The following is a 21,049-nucleotide window of genomic DNA, read 5'->3' on the forward strand; positions in this document are numbered from 1 at the left end:
TTAATCCAGAGGCATATTGTCGATTAGTCTTACTCCATCCACAACAACTACAATAAATGCACGGAATTTTCGGTCTTTGTAAAAAAAGTCTGTTTCTTTCAGTGTTTCTTCATCGGCGATTAGAAAGTATTCTAATTGCATTCCTCTCTGCTGATCAAAAATATCCTGTACTCTGGCTTTGATTTCCGGAACGGTGATGACTCTGAACCAATCGTTTACTTTTTTAAGTGTTTCATAAATAACAGCAGAGGCTACTCTTCGGTCTTCATGAAGTCTTTGGTTTCGGGAACTTAAAGCAAGTCCGTTCTCTGCTCTGTAAATGGGAACACCCTTGATGTTAATCAGAAGTTTTTTCTTTTCAACCATTTTTTTGATAATTGCCAGTTGCTGGAAATCTTTCTCTCCAAAATAAGCATTGTCAGGTTTTACCTGACTGAAAAGCTCTTCTACGACCGTTCCGACACCGTCAAAATGTCCCGGTCGGGATTTTCCTTCCATTTCATTTTCCAGTCCGTCAAAATCATAATGCTGACTTTCTGTTTTTTCAGGATAAATGTCTGTGACTTCAGGAATGTAAACAGCGTCAACCAAACCTGATTTTTCAAGAATAGAAATATCTCTGTTGATATCTTTTGGATATTTTTCAAGATCTTCCGGATTATTAAATTGAGTAGGATTAACAAAAATTGATGATACCACAAGATCGTTCTCTTCTCTGGCTGCTTTATATAGGGATAAATGTCCGTCGTGAAGGGCTCCCATGGTAGGTGCAAAACCTATCTTTTTGCCCATTTCTTTCTGTCTTTCAATGAAATCCTGAAGAACCTTTTTATTTTTTAGAACTTCCATAGCTTATTTAATAGTAATTCAAAAATACTAAAAATATCATATAATTATGATACATGAAGTCTTAGTTTTAATAATTTGACAAAGGGAATTATCGTAAAAAAATGTTAATTAAAATAATAATGAATGTTTTTTCGTAATTTTGCGCATTAAAGCATTTTTACAAAAATTAGATAGAAGTTTATGCCGAATCAAAAAATACTGTACATTACTACAGAGATGTATCCATATCAGGAAGATACAAATATGGCTGCAGTGGTAAACAAAATGGCACTTAAGATGCACCAAGAAGGCAATGATGTAAGAGTTTTTATGCCAAGATTTGGACAGATAAGTGAAAGGAAATTCCAGCTTCATGAGGTGATCCGACTTTCCGGAATGAATATTATTATTAATGATCTGGATCAGCCTCTTATTATTAAAGTAGCGTCTCTTCCGGGGGAAAGACTTCAGGTTTACTTTATTGATAATGAAGAGTATTTCAAAAGAAAACAATATTATTTTGATGATGAAGGACAGCCTTTTGAGGATAATGATGAAAGAGCAATATTCTTTGCCAGAGGAGTAATTGAAACCATTAAGAAACTGAATTGGGTTCCGGATGTTATTCATCTCAACGGATGGATGGCTTCTTTTGTTCCGATTTATCTGAAAACCTATTACGAAACAGATACTTATTTCAAGGATGCCAAAATCGTTCTTTCATTATACAATGAGAAAGATGCATCTTTAGCTTCCAATATCGACGAAAAACTGAAGTTTGATAATATTTCAGGATTAAAAGCGTTAGATAATCCGAGTGTAAAATCTTTTGTGATCGAAAGCATGAACTACGTAGATTTGGTTGTAAAAGGAGATGAATTTTTAGATGAAGACTTAGATAAAGCTTTCAACGAAAGTTCTACTCCCAAATCGGAATATCTTGACGTAGATTCTATAAATCAAATTTATTAAAAAACACATTTTTAATGATTCATACTATTAAAAAAGCAATCACCGTTTTTTCTATGGTGGTTTTCGGAAGTGCATTACTTTATAATTGTGAGCCGGATGCAGATACATTGGGTGAGCAATTATTCTTAGATGGTGCTGCACAGGGAAATGAAAAATCTTTTGAGGTTACGGCATTTAATATAAATAATAATGATAGTATTCGAAGTGATGCCTCAAAATTAACGTATGCTGTCTTAGGTGCTTTCAATGAAGGACAATTCGGAATGCAGAAAGCTTCTTATCTGACGCAGCTTAGACTGTCAACATACGATCCTGATTTTGGGACAAATGCAGTAGTCGACTCAGTAGTTTTGGTTATGAAACCTAGATACGCTACTGACAGTGTTACAACCAATACAGTAGATGATAGTTATACTTACACTACAGCCGCTGACGGGAGTGTTAATGCTAAAAAAGTAGTAAATACATATCCTGTTTTAAAATTTGGGAAGGCGAAAAAAACATTTAATTTAAGAGTTCATGAAGTAAATACATTCTTAAAAGGTGCTTCTGATAGTGCCAAATCTAATCAGACTTTTAATATAGGCGCAGATTTGGGATCAAAGCAGTTTAAAGGATATGTGAGTTCTGTAGCCATTACAAAAGATGATGGTGGTGCTGCTTTATTTACAGCATCAACTCCGGGAATCAGAATTCCGTTGGATAAAAATTTTTTCCAAAGTAAAATTATAGCTAAGAAAGATCAGCCTGAACTTCAGGATGCTTCAAATTTCATAAGATACTTTAAGGGCCTTAGAATTTCTGTTGACGAAGAAGATGGCTATTTATTCCAGATTTCACATAACGATATGGAGCTTATTATGTACTATAAGTATGATAAAACTGAAAACGGTACAACAACAAGACCACAAACTACATATTCATTTGCTTTAGGGTCCGCTAATACCCATATTGGGCAATATCAATATGACAGAACAGGTTCTGCATGGGCGTCGGCTACAATTGGAAATCAAAGTAATGGTGCTCCAAAACTATTTTTACAAGGAATGGGAGGTCCATCAATAGGTATTAAAATTCCAAATGAAACTATTAATCAGCTTAAGCAATTGTATCAAAACGACAAAGCGGCTATAATTAGTGCTAAAGTGAGAATATATACAGATCCTACAGATTGGAATAATAATTTGGCTAAGCCGAGAGAGTTAACATTGTTAAAAAAATATATAGATCCGGCAAAGATTAATCCGACTACAGGTCTGCCGTCTACAATATCTAATTTTACAGATGATATATTAAATTTAGCGGGTTCTAATAATTATAGTATTTACAAGATTTTTGACTATGATAAAAATCCCACATATTACGATTTTATCGTTACTAAATCAGTAAAAGATCTTGTGGAAGATAGTAATTATGACTCTACTAAAAAGGCTACTATATATTTTAAAATTGATATGGGATCATTCCAGACTAATTCTGATGGAACCAGTTTAGCAGGATACAAATTCACTACAACACCATATAATACAAGTAGAGCTGTTTTTGTGGGGTCGCAGGCAGGAAACCCAAACAGGGTTCAATTAAAAGTAATTTACGGTACAAAATAATTTAAAATACATTTGATAAAAATATGTGCGGAATCGTTGGATACACAGGTTTTCAGGACGCTTACGATATTGTAATTAACGGTCTTAGAAGATTAGAATACAGAGGGTACGATAGTGCCGGAATCGTTCTTGAAAATGCAGAAAATAAACTTGAAGTTGAAAAAACCAAAGGTAAAGTAGATGATTTGGTAAGCATTTCCAGTCAGTTAAAAGGAGTTGCGAAAATTGGTATGGGACATACGCGTTGGGCTACACATGGTGTTCCTAGCGACAGAAATTCTCATCCTCATTTATCAAATAACGGAAAAATAGCACTTGTTCATAATGGCATCATTGAAAATTATGATACGATTAAAACGATGCTTACTGAAAAAGGATTTACATTTAAATCTGAAACAGATACAGAAGTTTTAGTAAATTTAGTACAGTATTTCATGGATTTAAATGCTGACATGGATTTTCCTACCGCAGTAAGATATGCCCTTAATGAAGTATATGGAGCCTACGCAATCACAGTAATGCATGAAGATTTTCCTGGCGTATTGGTTGTAGGAAGATTAGGATCTCCTTTGGCGATAGGAATCGGTGAGAAAGAATATTTTATCGCTTCAGACGCATCACCATTCGTAGAATTCACTAAAGAAGCTATTTATCTTGAAGAAGGTCATATGGCAACAATTTCTCTTGAAAATGGAGTGGACATCAGAACCATAAGCGAAAATTCTAAAATTGAACCGGAAATTCAGGAACTCAAATTAAGTTTAGAGCAGATTGAAAAAGGAGGTTATGAACATTTCATGCTAAAAGAAATTTTCGAACAACCTAAATCGGTTCACGATACGATGAGAGGAAGGCTTCTCGTAGATGAAGGAGTTATAAAAATGGCAGGAATCTGGGATCATATCGAGAAATTTAAAAATGCCAATAGAATCATTATTATTGCTTGCGGAACTTCTTGGCACGCAGGACTTATCGGAGAATACCTGATTGAAGAATATGCAAGAATTCCTGTTGAAGTAGAATATGCTTCTGAATTCAGATACAGAAATCCGATTATTACAGATAAAGATGTTGTTATTGCTATTTCTCAGTCAGGAGAGACTGCAGATACAATGGCAGCTTTAAAATTGGCTAAAGAAAGAGGCGCATTTATTTATGGTATTTGTAATGTCGTAGATTCATCTATTGCAAGAATTACAGACGCTGGATCTTACACGCATGCTGGTCCTGAAATCGGGGTAGCTTCTACAAAAGCATTTACCGCACAGTTAACTATTCTCTCTTTAATAGCTCTGAAATTAGGAAAACATAATGGAAATTTAGGAAATGCTGAATTCATGAGCTTAATTGCTGAACTGGATGCCATTCCAAAAAAAATAGAAGATGTTTTGGGAACGACTCACGAGTTGGTACAAAATATTGCCAAGGACTTTGTAAGTGCAACAAATTTCTTATATTTAGGAAGAGGATACAATTATCCTGCAGCACTTGAAGGTGCTTTAAAATTAAAAGAAATCTCTTATATTCATGCTGAAGGATACCCTGCTGCAGAAATGAAGCACGGTCCTATTGCTTTAATTGATGAAAATATGCCTATTGTTATCATTGCTCCTAAAAAAGGACATTATGATAAAATTGTAAGCAACGTTCAGGAAATTAAGGCAAGAAAAGGAAAAGTTATTGCTGTTGTAAATAAAGGAGATACGCAGGTAAGTGCAATGGCAGACTACGTTATTGAAATTCCGGAAACATCAGAATGTTTTTCTCCAATCGTTGCATCAGTGCCTCTACAATTATTAGCATACTACATTGCAGTGTACAGAGGAGCTAACGTAGATCAGCCAAGAAACCTTGCGAAATCTGTAACTGTGGAATAAAAATTACTTGTAAATAAAATAAATTTAGATTTCTTCCGTTATTTCAAAAAAAATCTTAAAAGTTTCTTAAAAAAATTATATATTTACGGCTTAATTATAAAAATTAACATGAAAAGGATATTTCTTTTATTATTGTCTGCGTCGGTAGCATCGGTATCTTGTTCAGGTGGGGGAGCCTCTTCAGTAGGTAAACCGGGAACAAAAGGAGAATTGATACCTAGAGAAAAAACAAAATCATTTGTTGCAGAAAGACCTTACGGAATGGTAGCTATTCCTGCAGGATCGTTTGTTGCAGGATTAACTGATCAGGATTTCACAAACAGTCCTGAAAAAGCTCCGGCAAAAACTGTTACTGTTTCTTCTTTCTTCATGGATGAAGCAGAAACTACTAATGCGGAATACAGGGTATTTATCAATTATGTAAGAGATTCTATTGCAAGAACTTTATTAGCTGAAGCTGCCGGAGAAGGTGGTGAAGGTAAAGGTAAAGGAACAAGCATCGGAGATTATGCATACCTTGCACAGAAAGAAGAAAATTTAACACCATATCAGGAATATTTAGAAGGACAAGGCGGTGGAAACGAAGGAAACTACGATCCAACGAAAAAAATCGACTGGAAAGTTCCTTTGCACTGGAATACATCTAAATATCCGGATGTAGAATATGCGGAAGTTTTAGAATCAATGTATTTACCAGCTTCTTCAAGAATTGGTAATGAAAGAATCCTTGACGTTAGTAAATTAAAATATACTTACAGATGGGGAGATATGGATGTAGCAATGGCTGAAAAAGAAAGAGGTGTCAACTATCTTAGAAGTGAAAGCATTGCTATTTATCCGGATACAACTGTTTGGGTAAAAGATTTCCATTTTGCTTATAACGAGCCATTGTTTGAGCAGTATTTCTGGCACAAAGCTTACAAAGATTATCCTGTAGTTGGGGTAACTTGGGATCAGGCAAGAGCATACTGTAACTTCAGATCTAAATTGAAATCTGATTATAACGAAAGCTTAAAAAGAAGAAAACAAAGACCATTGCAGTTCAGACTGCCTACAGAAATCGAGTGGGAATATGCTGCAAGAGGTGGAATGCAAAATGCTACTTATCCTTGGGGAGGTCCTTATTTAATGGACGACAGAGGTTGCTACCTGGCAAACTTCAAACCTAAGAGAGGTAACTATATGGAAGACGACAAAAAAGGTACTTATACATATACAGCTCCAGTTAAGAAATTTAAGAAAAATGGGTTTGGGTTATTTGATATGGCTGGAAACGTTTCTGAATGGACATCGTCTGATTACAACAACTCTTCATACGGATTCTCATCTACTTTAAATCCTTCTACGAAAGATTTGGCAGATACTAAGAAATCTATCAGAGGAGGATCTTGGAAAGATGTAGGATATATGCTTATGAACGGTGCAAGAGACTGGGAAAGAAAAGACTCTGCAAGAAGTTATATCGGATTCAGAACTGTACAGGATATTCCTGAAGCTGCTGTTAAACCAAGAAAAGTTAACAGATAATTCAATCACCATTATTTTTCGATAAATTTTATTTAACATTAAAAAAAACTAACTTATATGTTTAAGACTAAAGATGCTTGGATGAATTTCTTCTATTCATTCGGTGCTGCAATTGTAATTCTTGGAGCTTGGCTTAAAATTACTCACATTACCTTGGGACCAATTAACGGAAACATGGCCCTTACAGTGGGACTTATTACGGAAGCTATCATCTTCATCATTTTCGCTTTCGACCCGCCAAAATCTGAGGAGTCTTATGCTTGGGAAAACGTTTATCCTGAATTATTAGATAAACACGCAAACCCAAATCCATTACACTCAAATATATCTAAAAGCAACTCTGCTCAATTTGCTGAATTAGAAAATTCTCTTTCAACCAAATTAGACAAAATGCTTCAGGATGCTAAACTTGATGTTCAGTTATTTGAAAGATTAAGAACAGGAATCGATAAATTTTCAAGTTCTGTAGACCAGATCAACCAGACTGTTGACGTTTCTGCTTCTACTCATAAATATAATGAGCAGTTAAATAAAGCAGCACAGCACATGGAAAGCATGAATGCTTTATATGCAATGCAAATGGAAAGCACTAAAAAACAATCTGAGTTTACTAATAAATATGTAGCAGATATGCAAAAATCTGCTGAACAATCAGAAAAATTCAATCAGGAACTACAAGGTTTAACTTCAAACTTAAACAATCTAAACAGAGTTTATGGCGGTATGTTAACTGCTATGAAGTCTTAATTTCCCAAACCATTTTTAATTTAACTACTTAATCAAAAAACAAAGAAAAGAGAATGGCAGCAGGAAAACAGACACCTCGTCAGAAGATGATCAACCTGATGTATTTGGTGTTCATTGCTATGATGGCCCTAAATATTGATGCGGAAATCATCAGGTCATATTATGACTCTACTAAAGCTCTTAATGAAACAAGAACTTTAACTGAAAGAAAAAACGAAAAGATTTTTGAAAAAACTCTTGAAGCGAAAGCTCAACAGGTTCCGGATACTTATGCGCAGCCATGGGCTCAGTATCAGGTTCTTAGAGACAAGATCAACGTTTTGGTAAAATCTGCTCAGGAAATTAAAGACGTTCTTAAAAAGAAATCAGAATTCCACGATAAAGATGCACAGGGAAAAGATGTTGATGTAAGTGAAAACTTTGCAGCGCTTAATAATAATGAAGCTACAACTGAATATTTCTTTAAAGAAGGAGATGAAAACACACCGTCAAAAGGTGCATTGGAATTAAAAGCAAAAATTGATGATGTAAGAAATTACATTAACGCTACTTTCGGAAACAATCCGCAATTGAAGGATTTGGTTGAAAGAGCTAATAAATCTTTAATTGCCGAATATCCAAAAGGAAAATCTCCAAATGACAAAACTTGGTTCCAAAACAAGTTTTATCATCAGCCGCTAATTGCTGCAATTTCTAATTTGGAAATTATTCAGAATGATGCAAGAAACGTTCAGTCTGATGCATTGGCATTAATGCTACAGGAAAAAGTGGATGCAAGTATCAAATTTACAAGCTATGAAGCTATTGTTTCTGCGCCTGTAGATGTTGTTGCAGGAAAACCGGCTGAAGCAGTTGTAATGTTAGGAAACTATTCAAACAGTAATAAGATCAGTATTTCTGGAGTAAGCAGACAGGAAAATGGAAAAGGTTATGCAAATCTTAATACAAGCGGAATCGGACAAAAAACATTTAGCGGAAACATTACATTAACAGATGCGACAGGAAAAGCTCAGAATTTCCCTTTCACACATACTTATAATGTAATTGCTGGACCACAGGAAGTGAAACTTCAGAAAGGATTATTACTTTCTGCAGATAAGATGAACGTAATGTATAGAAACTTAGATAACCCTGTTTCAGGATCTATCTTAGGCGCTGACAATGCTAAGCTTTCATTATCTGCTCCGGGAGCTACTGTTAAGAGCACAGGTCCTGGTAAATGGGATGTTAGACCAGGTGCAGGAAATATTCTTAAAATAACATTATCTGGAACGGATCCTTATGGAAAATCAATTTCTCAAGTATTCGAATACAGAATTAAAAATGTACCTCCGCCACAAGGACAGATCAGAGGTAAGAATATTCTTACACTACCTGCAACTTCTGTTGAAAATCAGCAACTTCAGGCTGTTATTCCAGACTTTGATTTCCCTGTATCATTTAACGTGACTTCGTTCATGGTAAGAGTTCCGGGTAGAGCATCAATGCAGGTTCAGGGTAATTCATTACAAGGAGCAGCAGGTATGTTCAGAAACTTAAGACCTGGGGATGGCGTTTATATCTTTGATATTAAAGCAACAGCTACTGGATTAGGAAATACAATCGTTCCGAATATTTCACCGGTATTAATTAATGTTCAATAACAAATAATTATGAAAAAATATATTAGCAGTCTTTTAGTAGTAGTTTCGGGATTGATGTTTTCCCAAACTATTCTGAACGCTTCTTCGCCTGAAGAATTCAGAAAAATGAGAGCTGAAAACAAAATGAAAGTTGGAGATACTCTTATTGACAAAAAAGTAAAACCATTGGAATACGGATTTGTTGAAGATAAAGATATCTTAAAGAGTATGTTTGTTTGGGAAGTTATAGACATGAATGACAAGATCAATCAGCCGTTCTATTATAACAACCCTGATGGTTTATTAGCTACAGAAACAAAGTCTCTGTATAAATTATTGCTAGACGGTGCATTAAACGGAGATATTAAAGAAGTATATGACGATGAAAATTTCGTTCAAAGACTTACCCCAGAGCAAATCAAGACAAGATTAGTTGATGTGAGAGTTGATGACGAAGCTATTAATATTTTAAATAGCGGTCGTCAGTTAACAGAGCAGGAGAAAAAAGAACTTACTGATATTTACGAAACTACAACTGAAAAAGTTAAAGTTTTAAAAATCTTCGGTATGTGGTTTATTGATAAAAGAGACGGACAATTGAAGTACAGACCTTTAGGAATTGCTGCAATGGGACCAGATCCGAAATTAATTGGCAGAACAACTCCTGATGGACAGCCTTTACCGGGAGCTAATGATTTAATTGATCTTTTCTGGGTTTATTATCCAAATGCAAGAGATATTTTAGCGAATAATTTTGTATTCAACAGAAAAAATTCGTCTGCAGACTTATCTTTTGATGATCTAATCAACGCAAGAAGATTCTCTTCCGTTATCTTTAAATCTTCAACAGGATTAGGTGATGGAGTTATCAAAGACTACATTCCAAGAGATGCTGATGATCAGATTGAAGAAAGCGACAGAATTAAGGCGCAGATCCTTCAAATGGAAAATGATATGTGGAATTACTAAGATTTCACTTGATAATTATAGAAAACCTGAGTATTTTTACTCAGGTTTTTTTATTATGAAGAATGTAGATTATATTATCGTTGGAGACGGATATGCAGGATTTTTTTTTGCACATCAGTTAATCAGAAACAACAAGACTTTCGTGATGTTTTCTGAAAAAAAGAAGAGTGCTTCACAGGTTTCAGCAGGAATTATAAACCCTGTTGTGCTTAAAAAATTTACCACTTTCTGGAAAGCGCAGGAACAAATTGATTTCCTTAAAAACACTTTGAAAGAAATTGAGAATTACACAGGACAAAACTATCTCATCGATGCACCCATCCACAGAATTTTTCATGATGAAAATGAACAGTCACTTTGGTTAAAGAAATCCGGAAATGATGATCTTTTGAATTTTTTAGATAAAAATTTTGATCGTTTAAACGTTGTAAAAAACGACTTTCTTTCAGGAAAGGTTAATCAGTCTGCAAGATTGAATGTTAATGGATTTTTCACAGGTTTATTTGATTTTTTAGATAAAAGTGGAAAATTAATCAGAGAAAAATTTATTTATTCAGACATAGATGTAGAAAGATCCACTTATCAGGATTTTACTTTCAAGAATATTTTGTTTTGTGAAGGAATGGGAGTGGTACAAAATCCTTTTTTTTCCGATGTTCCTGTAAATCCCAATAAAGGTCACCATATCAAAGTAGAACTTTCAGAAAAAATTACGGAAAATATCACCATCAAGAAAAAGCACTTTCTTTTTCCGGTGAATGATCGGTTGTATTTTTATGGTGGTACTTATGACAGAGAACAGCTCCATCATGAAATTGATGAGTCCGCTGTTGAACAGCTTAAAAAAGGTCTGATGGAATTTTATCCTCATCCTTTTGAAATTAAAGACATCAATTTTGGATTCCGCCCAACCGTAAAAGACAGAAGACCAATTATTGGAAGACATCCTGAACATCACAATTTATATGTTTTCAATGGATTGGGAGCAAGAGGAATTTTAAACGGTTGCTATTTCTCCAAAAGTTTATATGATTTTATTGAAAACAATATTCCTTTACATGAAGAAGTTGATCTAAAAAGGTTTATAATAAAAAGTTAGTATTGAAAATATAAACCTATTACATTAAATTTTCACAAAAAATACTATTTATTGTTTATAAGAACAAATAAATACTAATCAAAAAACATTATCATTTCAACCGGGATCTTAGAAATTTTAAAATTCTTTTAACAATTGACATAATTTTTGCTATATCTGATGTAAACAACAGCTATGAATGAAAATGTTTTAGGAATAATTGCCGGTCTTCTTACCTCAGGATCGATGATTCCACAATTGATAAAGGTAATTAAAGAAAAAAATGCCGATGATCTTTCCTCGGGAATGCTTATCGTTCTTATTTCAGGAGTTTCTCTATGGATCTGGTACGGATTTCTTAAAGATGAACTGCCTATTATTTTAACCAATGCATTTTCGGTAGTTGTAAATGTTACATTACTTATTTACTGTCTTATTTACAAAAATAAATAGTCTAAAATAAAAACACTTCCTTTTGACGGAAGTGTTTTTTCTTACAAATAAGAATTTAATTATTTTTTAAAGTAAATTTTGCCAAAGGAGCCATCCTTGCTTTGTTAAGCGTTAAAGTACTTCCATTCACAGAATAATTATCCGCAGAAAGTAACGCTTGCGTGAATGCACGTTCTGTTTCAAGATCATCGCAGGCAATCATCGTAGATATACCCTGATTGAATTTGATGCGCATTACTTCGGGTTTTATCTCAAAAGTACCTCCAACTCCGTTACAGCCGCCATGACCCTCATATCTCATCGTGGAAGTATTTAGCATAAAATGAGGTATTACCTGAGGATTTTTAATCTGAATAGGTTTACCGTTAAGTTCTGTCAGCTCCCATGTTTTTCCGGTGATGTCAGAATTATTTTCAGAAGTACTGGTTGCAGAAGACTTATTCATGCAGGAAACCGTAAGAGCCACAACCAACAACGAGCAAAAGTAAATGATTAGCTTTTTCATAACTTTAAAATTTTGTGATTAATAAGAAGCCATCTTGGTATTAGACGAAGAAGATTTTTTCTTTTTATGATGGAATAGAACCATATTATAATCTTTTTTCAGGAAAGTGATTTCACCGCGCACATCAGAGTATTGATAGTTTGCGTCTCCTGCCGTAAAATCAGGGAGTTCATCGCTTTTTTTAAGTTCGTAAGATTTACCGTCCAGATGAACCACAACAGTATTTTTCGTCTCATTAAAACCTACTTCCAACTGTTCTCCCGATTCATCTGTATAAACTTCTCGGGTAATTTTATCAGGCTCCTGTTGTATAGCGGTATTATTTTCAGGTTCTACAATTTCCTCTTTTACCTGATTCTTACATGCTGTTTGGATGATGAGTACAAAACCTGTTAACGTAATAATCCGTAATAATTTTTTCATAATAATAAGTGATTTTTAGGTGATTAATTTATAATGCAGTATAAATAATGCTGTAAAATTACAATTTTTTATAGTAATAATATGTTAATTTTTTATAAATTAATTAAAATTTAATGCTTTTTGATGCTATTAAATATTTTATGTTAAATTTAGAAATGCTATTTATCATAATCTGCACAGATCTAAAATTGCTATCATCAAAAATAAAAAAGAGACATTCCGGGAACGTCTCTCAAAATCAGTGGTGTTTTTAGAATCCTATGGCGCTTTAATCTGATCGATTGTGAAAAATGCTTTGGTGGTATTACAGGTTCCGGACGGACAGTTTGTTGCGTTTCCGGCATTTCCGGGAGTAGAAGAACCCATCATATAATACATTTTATAAAATGTTTTATCAGATCCGTCAGTAGTAGTCCAAGAGTATAAACGCTGTTCCGGCATACCTCCGGCATAGGTTTCAGGATCTCCCCAATAAGGATTGGTAGATGCGGTTTGTATCCTTGCACCTGTGGTAGCATCAATAAGAGACGCACTGGAAGTTGCATTATCTCCTGCCCATGCACCTACAGGAAGTCTTAACTGGTTTTGCATATAACCGCCGGCTCCGGACCAAAGATAATGTCCGTTGGATATAATTTCCACTACTCCGGTAGTGTTGTTTCTTATTTGCAGATTTACCTGCGAGAAATTTGTATTTGTAGGGATAAAAGTTCTTACCGAAAATCTTCCGTCCGGTGTGGTTATAGACAGTGCATATCCGGCTCTTCCATTGTCTGAAGTAGAAGTAAGAGGTCCCATTACGGCAATACTTTCCACATTGGCAAGAGCCTGAGAAGAGCCGCTTCCCGAAGACGAAGAATTAAAAACCCTCCATTCAGATCCATTCCAGAAGTAATATCCCGGTGTTATTGTGGGGCCCGTATTGTAAATTAAAAGTCCGGCGGCATTAGGAGCCGATCCAAGCTGCATGGTAGCAGAAGTAAGACTTATTCTGGGACCTAAAATCCCTTTGTTTGTAGAACTCACATCTAAGACGGCAGAAGCGTCTGGAGACGTAGTGTTAATGCCAACTTGCGCAAATGTAAAAAAAGAGGCAAGCAGGAATCCTGAAATAAAGATTTTGTTTTTCATGTTGTAATATTAATGTCAGTTTTAAACAAATAAAATGTGAGAATTTTCAGTGGTATTTTACAGTAAATATAATCAATATTATTTTATTTATGAAAAAAAATAAATAAAAATATTAATTTGTTTAATTTTTATCAATAATATGTGAATTTTATAATAATTTAACAAAGTTGCGAGCTGCTTGTACAACGTAGAAATCGTATTAACGAACTTCACAAATGGTTGATAATTTTTTTTATGATGCTAATTATTTGATAATCATTTTGTTTATATGTTTTTAAGTAGATCCTTTTTTTAATATTTAAACAAATTCAGCGAATTTAAAGAAGTGTTAAATATTGTTAATATGAATAACTTGTCACACAATTGTCTTGAAACATAACAAAACTAAAGTCTACATTTGTGCCTTGAAATCATGAGAAACTATATCGTATACTTTTTGACCACTCTTTTTCTGCTTTTTGTAGTAGAAAGCAAGATCAATGTCAAAACTTTACGAAACGATTACACCCATACTTCTCAGAATTTACCCAAAAAAGCAAACCGTCTAAACCAAACTTACGAAAAGCTGTCAATGCAGCAGGCTTCAGACGATGTAAGCAATACATACACGCTCGAACTTGCCGAAGACGACTTCCAGTTGTCAGATACTTTTCAGGCAATCGCTGTATTTGCAAGTGTCTTTACGCTGGTTTATTTTTTTGGTTTAAAAAGTTTCAAAAAACTAAAATCAGCTATTCATGGCTGTATATCAGAATATTCTTCTGTTAAAAAATTCATTCTGATTCGTTCTATCAGAATTTAAAATCCACATTTTCAAACCCGTTTTCTGCCGATTAGCTATTCGGTGGGAAAATCCTGCGTTATAATTGCTGGCAGTCAATTATTCCGTCGATCCTCTTATTGCCATTTTCATATTTAAAACATTAACGATTTACATAAACTCTAGAATTATGATTAAAAGAGTTGTCGCAAGCATTGCGCTAAGCAGTATTTTATTGTTCACAGGTTGTAACAAGAAAAAAGAAGAAAAAGAAGAAGCCGCTGTTTATCCGGTAACCTCACCCGTTGTGATGGATACTGTGATTGATAAAGAATATGTGGCGCAGATCAGATCTGTAAAGAACATCGAAGTTCGTGCACAGGAAAAAGGTTTTCTTGAGAAAATCTTTGTAGACGAAGGACAGTTTGTTCGTCAGGGACAAACCTTATTCAGAATTATGCCGAAATTGTATCAGGCAGAATTGCTGAAAGCTCAGGCAGAAGTTGCTCAGGCAACAATTGAGCTGAAAAATGCAAGTACACTAGCCAACAACAACATCGTTTCAAAAAACGAAAGAGCCATGGCGAAAGCTAAGCTGGATGCAGCCAATGCTGAAGCAAAACTGGCACAGATTCACCTTTCTTTTACAGACATTAAAGCTCCATTTTCAGGAATTATCGACAGAATTCCTTTGAAACTGGGAAGTCTGGTAGATGAAGGAGATTTATTAACCTCCCTTTCCGATAACAACGATATTTATACCTACTTCAATGTTTCGGAGCCGGAATATCTTAACTATCAGAGAAATGTAGCTTCAAGAGGAAGCAATATGGTGGATCTTGTTATGGCAAACGGAGATGTTTTTCCACAGAAAGGACAGGTTCAGACCATTGAAGGGGAATTTGACAGTGAGACAGGAAATATCGCCTTCAGAGCTAAATTCCCGAATCCGGATAAACTTCTGAGAAACGGAGAAACCGGAAAAGTAAGAATGACGTTACCATTGAAAAATGCTTTAATCATTCCTCAGAAAGCTACCTACGAAATTCAGGATCAGAAATATGTTTTCGTGGTAGACAAGAACGGAGTGGCAAAATCTAAAAATATAAAGATCGCTTATGAGCTTCCTGATGTATACGTTGTGGCTTCAGGGCTTTCAACCGGAGATAAAATCTTACTGGAAGGAGTTCAGAAAGTAAAAGACGATCAGAAAGTTCAGACAAAAGTTCAGGATCCGAAAAAAGTTCTTCAGTCATTAAAATTAAAAGCAGAGTAGAATACGATAATCGATACGTGATCGTGATTATGCAAAAACTTCATAATCATCATTTATCATTCATCATTAATAATTCATCATTATTTTATGTTTAAGAAATTTATTCGCAGACCTGTTCTGTCTATCGTAATCTCTTTGATTATCGTATTTATGGGAGTTTTATCCCTTGTGAAATTACCGGTTACCCAGTTTCCGTCCATTTCTCCGCCCAAAGTAAACATTACGGCGGATTATCCCGGAGCCAACAATGAATTGTTGATTAAATCCGTTGTTATTCCTTTAGAAAGAGGTCTGAATGGGGTTCCCGGAATGAAATATATGACTTCCGATGCCGGAAACGACGGGGAAGCTTCCATTCAGGTGGTTTTCGATTTGGGAACCGATCCGAATGTAGCAGCAGTAAACGTGCAGAACCGTGTTTCTTCGGTGGTTAATAAACTTCCGCCGTTGGTTGTTCGTGAAGGGGTGAAAATTACCCGTGAAGAACCCAATATGCTGATGTACATTAACCTGTACAGTGATGATCCGAAAGCTGACCAGAAATTCCTTTTCAACTATGCAGACATCAATGTAATGTCTGAATTGAGAAGAGTAAGCGGGGTCGGTTTCGCAGATATCTTGGGAACAAGAGAATATGCGATGCGTATCTGGCTGAAACCCGACAGATTAACGGCATACAGCATTTCAGCAGATGAAGTAATGGAATCCCTGAATCAGCAGAGTTTAGAAGCTTCTCCGGGAAAGACAGGAGAAAGTTCAGGGAAGAGATCGCAGTCATTTGAATATATTTTAAAATATCCGGGACGTTTTAATAATGAAAAAGATTACGGAAATATCATTCTTAAAGCAAAACCGGACGGAGAATTCATCAGACTGAAAGATGTTGCCGATATAGAATTCGGATCTTCCATGTATGATATTTATTCTACCTTAAACGGAAAGCCTTCTGCGGCAATCACGGTAAAACAATCGTATGGTTCCAACGCAAGCGACGTTATCAAGAATGTAAAATCTTTGATGGAAGAATTGCAGAAAACCACTTTCCCGAAAGGAATGCATTACGACATCAGTTATGACGTATCAAAATTCCTTGATGCTTCTATTGAAAAAGTAGTTCATACGCTTTTTGAAGCCTTTATTTTGGTGGCTATCGTGGTATTCCTATTTCTGGGAGACTGGCGTTCGACCTTAATTCCTGCTTTGGCGGTTCCGGTTTCGTTGGTGGGTACTTTCGCAGTCATGTCCGCCTTCGGAATTACCTTAAACATGATCTCTCTCTTTGCGCTTGTAATGGCGATCGGGGTCGTGGTGGATGATGCGATTGTGGTTATTGAAGCCGTTCACGCCAAGATGGAGGAGAAGCATTTATCTCCGCTAAAAGCCACTGAAGAAGCAATGCATGAAATCAGCGGGGCAATTATCGCAATTACTCTGGTAATGGCATCCGTATTCATTCCGATTGCCTTCATGTCCGGTCCGGTTGGAGTTTTCTACCGTCAGTTTTCCATCACTATGGCTTCTGCAATTATTCTTTCAGGGGTTGTTGCTTTAACATTAACGCCGGCTTTATGTGCTTTAATTTTAAAAAATAACCACGGAAAAGCAAAAAGAAGAACTCCGATTACTATTTTCCTTGATAAATTCAACGGATTATTTACAAAAGGAGCGAACAAATATGAAGGGATGCTTAATAAAACGGTGAAGAAAAAAACAATCACTTTACCTTTATTATTAGCGTTCTGTGCCTGTACATTCTTTTTAAGCAATTCATTGCCTTCAGGATTTATCCCTGCGGAAGATCAGGGAATGATTTATGCCATTATTCAGACTCCTCCGGGTTCTACACTGGAAAGAACCAACCAGATTGCCAAAGAACTATTAAGAGAATCTGAAGATATCGATGGAGTACAGTCTGTTTCTTCACTGGCAGGTTATGAAATTCTGACGGAAGGTACAGGTTCCAACTCCGGTACTTGCCTTATCAATCTTAAAAGCTGGGAAGACCGTAACGAATCTGCGGCGGAAATCATAGAAAAGCTTGAAGAAAAAGCGAAGAATATTCCGGGTGCAAATATAGAATTCTTCCAGCCGCCTTCCATTCCGGGATACGGTGCAGCAGGTGGTTTCGAGCTTCGTCTGCTCGATAAAGCGGGAAGCGGAGATTATCAAAAAATGGAAAAGGTAAGCAACGACTTCGTAAGAGAACTGAAAAAACGTCCGGAACTGGGTTCTGCGTTTACGTTCTATTCCGCGAGTTTCCCTCAGTATATGTTGAGAGTGGATAATGATCTTGCCGAACAAAAAGGAGTAACGATTGAAAATGCAATGGATAATTTATCCACATTAATCGGTTCGAACTATGAAACCAGCTTCATCCGTTTCGACAGACCTTATAAAGTAATCGTTCAGGCGGGACCTCAATATCGTGCGTTACCTAGTGATCTTTTGAAATTGTATGTTAAAAATGATAAGGAACAAATGGTTCCGTATTCAGATTTTATGCATCTGGAAAAAGTGTACGGTCTTTCCGAGATTACCAGACATAATATGTACAATTCTGCCGAGGTAAGTGGTACTCCTGCTCCGGGGTACAGTTCCGGACAGGCGATTGCAGCCATTAAAGAAGTTGCGGATAAAACCCTTCCGAGAGGTTTCGGGATCGATTGGGCGGGTATTTCTAAGGACGAGGTAAGCCGTGGAAACGAAGCAATTTTCATTTTCTTAGTGTGTTTAGGATTTGTTTATCTCATTCTTTCCGCACAGTACGAAAGTTTCATTCTTCCGTTACCGGTAATTCTATCATTACCGACAGGTATTTTCGGAGCTTTCTTATGTCTGAAATTATTAGGACTGGAAAACAATATTTATGCTCAGGTAGCAATGGTGATGCTGATTGGTCTTTTAGGTAAAAATGCCGTACTGATTGTAGAATTTGCCGTACAGAAAAAAGCGGAAGAAGGAATTCCTGTTGCGCAGGCTGCCATCGAAGGAGCTGCGATCCGTTTCCGTCCGATTCTGATGACTTCATTTGCATTCATCGCTGGTTTAATTCCATTGGTTCTGGCAACAGGACCGGGAGCAATCGGTAACCGTACCATCGGAACCGCTGCAGCAGGAGGGATGCTGATCGGAACTATTTTCGGACTGATGATTATCCCAGGATTGTATTACATCTTCGGAACAATTGCGGAAAAATCGAAACTGGCAAAATATGAAGAGGAAAATCCTTTAACAGAACAAACAGAACCGTACCAACACGATGACAAACATGAAGATTTATAATAAAAGATATATAGCTGCCATTGCCTTATCGCTTGTTTTAGCAGGCTGTAAGGCGCCCATGGCGACCGTGGTAAAAGATGAGGTGAAAGAAAATATTCCTCAGAATTTTAATCAGCAGGATCAGGGTGATGCCAATAATAACAGCGGAACAACACCTTGGAGACAGTTTTTTACAGATCCTAATTTAGTAGCCTTAATAGAAACTGCTTTAAAAAATAATCAGGAGTTAATGATTACTTTGCAGGAAATTGAGATTGCAAAAAGCGGTGTCTTGGCAAAAAAAGGAAGATTAACGCCTACTGTTTCCGCAGGAATCGGCGCGGGTGTGAAAAAAGCAGGACGGTACACCAGCGAAGGAGCAGGTGATGCCACCACAGAAATAGAACCCGGAAAAGAAATGCCGGATCCGTTGGGTAATTTTGAGGGTGGACTGATGGCAAACTGGGAAGTGGATATCTGGAAAAAGCTGAGAACGGAAAAAGAATCTGCGGTAGCACATTATCTTTCAACCGTGGAAGGGAAGAATTTCGTTCTTTCGAACTTAATTGAGGAAGTTGCTGATAATTATTATGAATTATTGGCTCTGGATAATCAGTTGGATATCATTCAGCAGTATACGAAATTGCAGCAGAGAGCTCTGGAAATATCAAAAATTCAGAAGGAAGCTGCGGCAGCTACAGAACTGGCGGTAAAAAAATTCGAGGCGGAACTGGCAAAATCTAAAGCTTCGGAATTTACCATCCGTCAGGAAATTACGGAAAAAGAAAACGAAATCAATGCGCTTTGCGGACGTTTTCCACAGCCGATTGTAAGATCAAAAGGAGATTTCATGTCGATGATTCCTCAGACGGTTTATACGGGAATTCCGTCACAGTTACTGGCAAACCGTCCTGACATCAAACAGGCTGAGCTTGAATTAAAATCATCAAAACTGGATGTGGAAGCAGCCAGAAAAGAGTTTTATCCAAGTCTGGAAATTTCTGCAACGTTAGGATTGGAAGCTTTCAAACCTTCTTATCTGGTTAAATTGCCGGAATCTATGGCAGCAAGTCTGGTAGGAGAATTGGCAGGTCCGCTGATTAATAAAAGTGCCATTAAAGCGAACTTTCAGACAGCGGATGCAAGACAGATTCAGGCGTTGTACGAATATGATAAAACCATTCTGAATGCGTATCTGGATGTTGCCAATTTAATGTCTAAAGTGAAAAACATCGATCAGTATTACAAACTGAAGTCTGAAGAAACACAGGCTTTGGAAAAATCAATAGATATAGCCAATCAGTTATTTAAAAATTCAAGAGCCGATTATCTGGAAGTTCTTCTGAACCAGAGAGATGCTTTGGATGCCAAAATGGAACTGGTGGAAGCTAAACAAAAACAGCTGAGTACAGTTGTTGATATTTACAAGAGCTTAGGCGGAGGCTGGAAGTGATTTGTAAATCCTTAATGTTTTAAAAAGAAAAGAGGCTGCCCATAAGGAACAGTCTCTTTTCGATTAAAACTGAAAACTTTAATAAAAAGGTTCATATTTCAGAACCTCCTTCCCAATTTACCTGTAGGATACAGGACTAATTTATTTCTTCGCGGTTATTGTATTTCAAAAAATGGTTATTAGCTTTTTTTTGAAAAATTAAATTTTAAAAAAACCAGCCTTCCAAAAAAGTAATTTCTCCTGTTAAGGAAGGTGGTAAGATTTATGAATAGAATCATGTTTTTTTATTAGCTTTCAAAATTTATCTGCATGTGCTTTTTTAGGGCTTCTTTTCTATTCAATAGTATATAAAACGGCTTTAATTAATTTTTTTCTATTGTTTTGATTTCCGGTTTCGAAATTATAACCTTGTGGTGAAATAAAAAAACAATTGCGGTCATTATTCATAAATTGAGACAGCGGAATATTTCTGTACTTATTATTTAATTGGTTGATTTTCAATTGATATATTTGTAAAGTAGAAATAATTCTATACCACATTTTAATTCAATAATCTTTGA

17 protein-coding genes are annotated in these 21,049 nt (G+C 35.9%); 13 read left to right on the plus strand and 4 right to left on the minus strand.

The features are described from left to right. Entirely contained in the window at positions 1–849 is an 849-nt protein-coding gene (gene panC, locus QWT87_RS17110; protein ID WP_302717488.1) for a pantoate--beta-alanine ligase, read from the minus strand. Positions 850–1,029: 180 nt separating this feature from the next. On the opposite strand from panC, the gene QWT87_RS17115 reads away from it, so the two are divergent. The 9 genes from QWT87_RS17115 to QWT87_RS17155 all read left to right on the plus strand — a co-directional run bounded on the left by QWT87_RS17115 (position 1,030) and on the right by QWT87_RS17155 (position 11,680). Continuing rightward, on the plus strand, positions 1,030–1,800 hold the full coding sequence (locus QWT87_RS17115; protein ID WP_116098756.1) for a glycogen/starch synthase: 771 nt from the start codon (positions 1,030–1,032) through the stop codon (positions 1,798–1,800). 14 nt (positions 1,801–1,814) lie between these two features. Next, the gene (locus QWT87_RS17120) at positions 1,815–3,407 is read left to right on the plus strand and encodes a DUF4270 family protein (protein WP_302717491.1); all 1,593 of its coding nucleotides are present in this window, start codon (positions 1,815–1,817) and stop codon (positions 3,405–3,407) included. 23 nt (positions 3,408–3,430) lie between these two features. Beyond that, positions 3,431–5,284 (plus strand): glutamine--fructose-6-phosphate transaminase (isomerizing), encoded by a 1,854-nt coding sequence (glmS, locus tag QWT87_RS17125; protein ID WP_302717492.1) that lies wholly within the window; start codon positions 3,431–3,433, stop codon positions 5,282–5,284. 108 nt (positions 5,285–5,392) lie between these two features. Next, positions 5,393–6,811: a T9SS ring complex lipoprotein PorK/GldK gene (porK, locus tag QWT87_RS17130; protein WP_116098753.1), complete on the plus strand. Its 1,419-nt coding sequence runs from the start codon at positions 5,393–5,395 to the stop codon at positions 6,809–6,811. Between the two features lie 57 nt (positions 6,812–6,868). After that, a complete protein-coding gene (porL, locus tag QWT87_RS17135) occupies positions 6,869–7,558 on the plus strand; it encodes a type IX secretion system motor protein PorL/GldL (RefSeq protein ID WP_087711710.1) in 690 nt (229 codons plus the stop codon). A gap of 53 nt (positions 7,559–7,611) precedes the next feature. Then, complete coding sequence (gene porM, locus QWT87_RS17140; RefSeq protein WP_116098751.1) at positions 7,612–9,201, plus strand: type IX secretion system motor protein PorM/GldM; 1,590 nt, start codon at positions 7,612–7,614, stop codon at positions 9,199–9,201. Between the two features lie 9 nt (positions 9,202–9,210). Continuing rightward, on the plus strand, positions 9,211–10,149 hold the full coding sequence (gene porN, locus QWT87_RS17145; protein ID WP_087711706.1) for a type IX secretion system ring subunit PorN/GldN: 939 nt from the start codon (positions 9,211–9,213) through the stop codon (positions 10,147–10,149). 55 nt (positions 10,150–10,204) lie between these two features. Continuing rightward, positions 10,205–11,248, plus strand: coding sequence for an NAD(P)/FAD-dependent oxidoreductase (locus QWT87_RS17150; RefSeq protein WP_302717494.1), 1,044 nt, complete (start codon positions 10,205–10,207; stop codon positions 11,246–11,248). Between the two features lie 174 nt (positions 11,249–11,422). Next, on the plus strand, positions 11,423–11,680 hold the full coding sequence (locus tag QWT87_RS17155) for a SemiSWEET transporter (RefSeq protein ID WP_087711702.1): 258 nt from the start codon (positions 11,423–11,425) through the stop codon (positions 11,678–11,680). A 55-nt stretch (positions 11,681–11,735) separates the two neighbouring features. Here the strand turns inward: QWT87_RS17155 and QWT87_RS17160 are convergent, their stop codons facing one another. The 3 genes from QWT87_RS17160 to QWT87_RS17170 all read right to left on the minus strand — a co-directional run bounded on the left by QWT87_RS17160 (position 11,736) and on the right by QWT87_RS17170 (position 13,739). After that, positions 11,736–12,185: an META domain-containing protein gene (locus QWT87_RS17160; RefSeq protein WP_302717497.1), complete on the minus strand. Its 450-nt coding sequence runs from the start codon at positions 12,183–12,185 to the stop codon at positions 11,736–11,738. An 18-nt stretch (positions 12,186–12,203) separates the two neighbouring features. Further along, positions 12,204–12,608 carry a hypothetical protein gene (locus tag QWT87_RS17165; protein WP_273073948.1) on the minus strand — a complete coding sequence of 135 codons (405 nt, stop codon included), beginning with the start codon at positions 12,606–12,608 and terminating at the stop codon, positions 12,204–12,206. Positions 12,609–12,866: 258 nt separating this feature from the next. Beyond that, entirely contained in the window at positions 12,867–13,739 is an 873-nt protein-coding gene (locus tag QWT87_RS17170) for a hypothetical protein (RefSeq protein ID WP_302717501.1), read from the minus strand. 412 nt (positions 13,740–14,151) lie between these two features. Here QWT87_RS17170 and QWT87_RS17175 point away from each other — a divergent pair, with 412 nt between their 5' ends. From QWT87_RS17175 to QWT87_RS17190, 4 genes are all read left to right on the plus strand, one after another. After that, positions 14,152–14,541 carry a hypothetical protein gene (locus QWT87_RS17175; RefSeq protein WP_273073946.1) on the plus strand — a complete coding sequence of 130 codons (390 nt, stop codon included), beginning with the start codon at positions 14,152–14,154 and terminating at the stop codon, positions 14,539–14,541. 148 nt (positions 14,542–14,689) lie between these two features. Then, the gene (locus QWT87_RS17180) at positions 14,690–15,775 is read left to right on the plus strand and encodes an efflux RND transporter periplasmic adaptor subunit (RefSeq protein WP_185117468.1); all 1,086 of its coding nucleotides are present in this window, start codon (positions 14,690–14,692) and stop codon (positions 15,773–15,775) included. An 87-nt stretch (positions 15,776–15,862) separates the two neighbouring features. Further along, entirely contained in the window at positions 15,863–19,057 is a 3,195-nt protein-coding gene (locus QWT87_RS17185) for an efflux RND transporter permease subunit (RefSeq protein WP_302717505.1), read from the plus strand. Further along, positions 19,044–20,489, plus strand: a complete 1,446-nt coding sequence (locus tag QWT87_RS17190; RefSeq protein ID WP_271160593.1) for a TolC family protein — start codon at positions 19,044–19,046, stop codon at positions 20,487–20,489. The genes QWT87_RS17185 and QWT87_RS17190 overlap by 14 nt, the downstream gene beginning before the upstream one ends. Positions 20,490–21,049 lie beyond the last annotated feature (560 nt).

Source organism: Chryseobacterium urinae (assembly GCF_030518295.1).
In the GTDB taxonomy this organism is placed as follows: domain Bacteria; phylum Bacteroidota; class Bacteroidia; order Flavobacteriales; family Weeksellaceae; genus Chryseobacterium; species Chryseobacterium mucoviscidosis.

What these genes read in the sequence shown, in the direction of transcription:
- QWT87_RS17180 (WP_185117468.1), top strand. Translation starts at nt 14,690, where the DNA reads ATGATTAAAAGAGTTGTCGCAAGCATTGCGCTAAGCAGTATTTTATTG.
- QWT87_RS17115 (WP_116098756.1), top strand. Translation starts at nt 1,030, where the DNA reads ATGCCGAATCAAAAAATACTGTACATTACTACAGAGATGTATCCATAT.
- QWT87_RS17155 (WP_087711702.1), top strand. Translation starts at nt 11,423, where the DNA reads ATGAATGAAAATGTTTTAGGAATAATTGCCGGTCTTCTTACCTCAGGA.
- QWT87_RS17150 (WP_302717494.1), top strand. Translation starts at nt 10,205, where the DNA reads ATGAAGAATGTAGATTATATTATCGTTGGAGACGGATATGCAGGATTT.
- QWT87_RS17190 (WP_271160593.1), top strand. Translation starts at nt 19,044, where the DNA reads ATGAAGATTTATAATAAAAGATATATAGCTGCCATTGCCTTATCGCTT.
- panC (WP_302717488.1), bottom strand. Translation starts at nt 849, where the DNA reads ATGGAAGTTCTAAAAAATAAAAAGGTTCTTCAGGATTTCATTGAAAGA.
- QWT87_RS17170 (WP_302717501.1), bottom strand. Translation starts at nt 13,739, where the DNA reads ATGAAAAACAAAATCTTTATTTCAGGATTCCTGCTTGCCTCTTTTTTT.
- porM (WP_116098751.1), top strand. Translation starts at nt 7,612, where the DNA reads ATGGCAGCAGGAAAACAGACACCTCGTCAGAAGATGATCAACCTGATG.
- QWT87_RS17175 (WP_273073946.1), top strand. Translation starts at nt 14,152, where the DNA reads ATGAGAAACTATATCGTATACTTTTTGACCACTCTTTTTCTGCTTTTT.
- QWT87_RS17120 (WP_302717491.1), top strand. Translation starts at nt 1,815, where the DNA reads ATGATTCATACTATTAAAAAAGCAATCACCGTTTTTTCTATGGTGGTT.
- QWT87_RS17185 (WP_302717505.1), top strand. Translation starts at nt 15,863, where the DNA reads ATGTTTAAGAAATTTATTCGCAGACCTGTTCTGTCTATCGTAATCTCT.
- porL (WP_087711710.1), top strand. Translation starts at nt 6,869, where the DNA reads ATGTTTAAGACTAAAGATGCTTGGATGAATTTCTTCTATTCATTCGGT.
- QWT87_RS17160 (WP_302717497.1), bottom strand. Translation starts at nt 12,185, where the DNA reads ATGAAAAAGCTAATCATTTACTTTTGCTCGTTGTTGGTTGTGGCTCTT.
- porN (WP_087711706.1), top strand. Translation starts at nt 9,211, where the DNA reads ATGAAAAAATATATTAGCAGTCTTTTAGTAGTAGTTTCGGGATTGATG.
- porK (WP_116098753.1), top strand. Translation starts at nt 5,393, where the DNA reads ATGAAAAGGATATTTCTTTTATTATTGTCTGCGTCGGTAGCATCGGTA.
- glmS (WP_302717492.1), top strand. Translation starts at nt 3,431, where the DNA reads ATGTGCGGAATCGTTGGATACACAGGTTTTCAGGACGCTTACGATATT.
- QWT87_RS17165 (WP_273073948.1), bottom strand. Translation starts at nt 12,608, where the DNA reads ATGAAAAAATTATTACGGATTATTACGTTAACAGGTTTTGTACTCATC.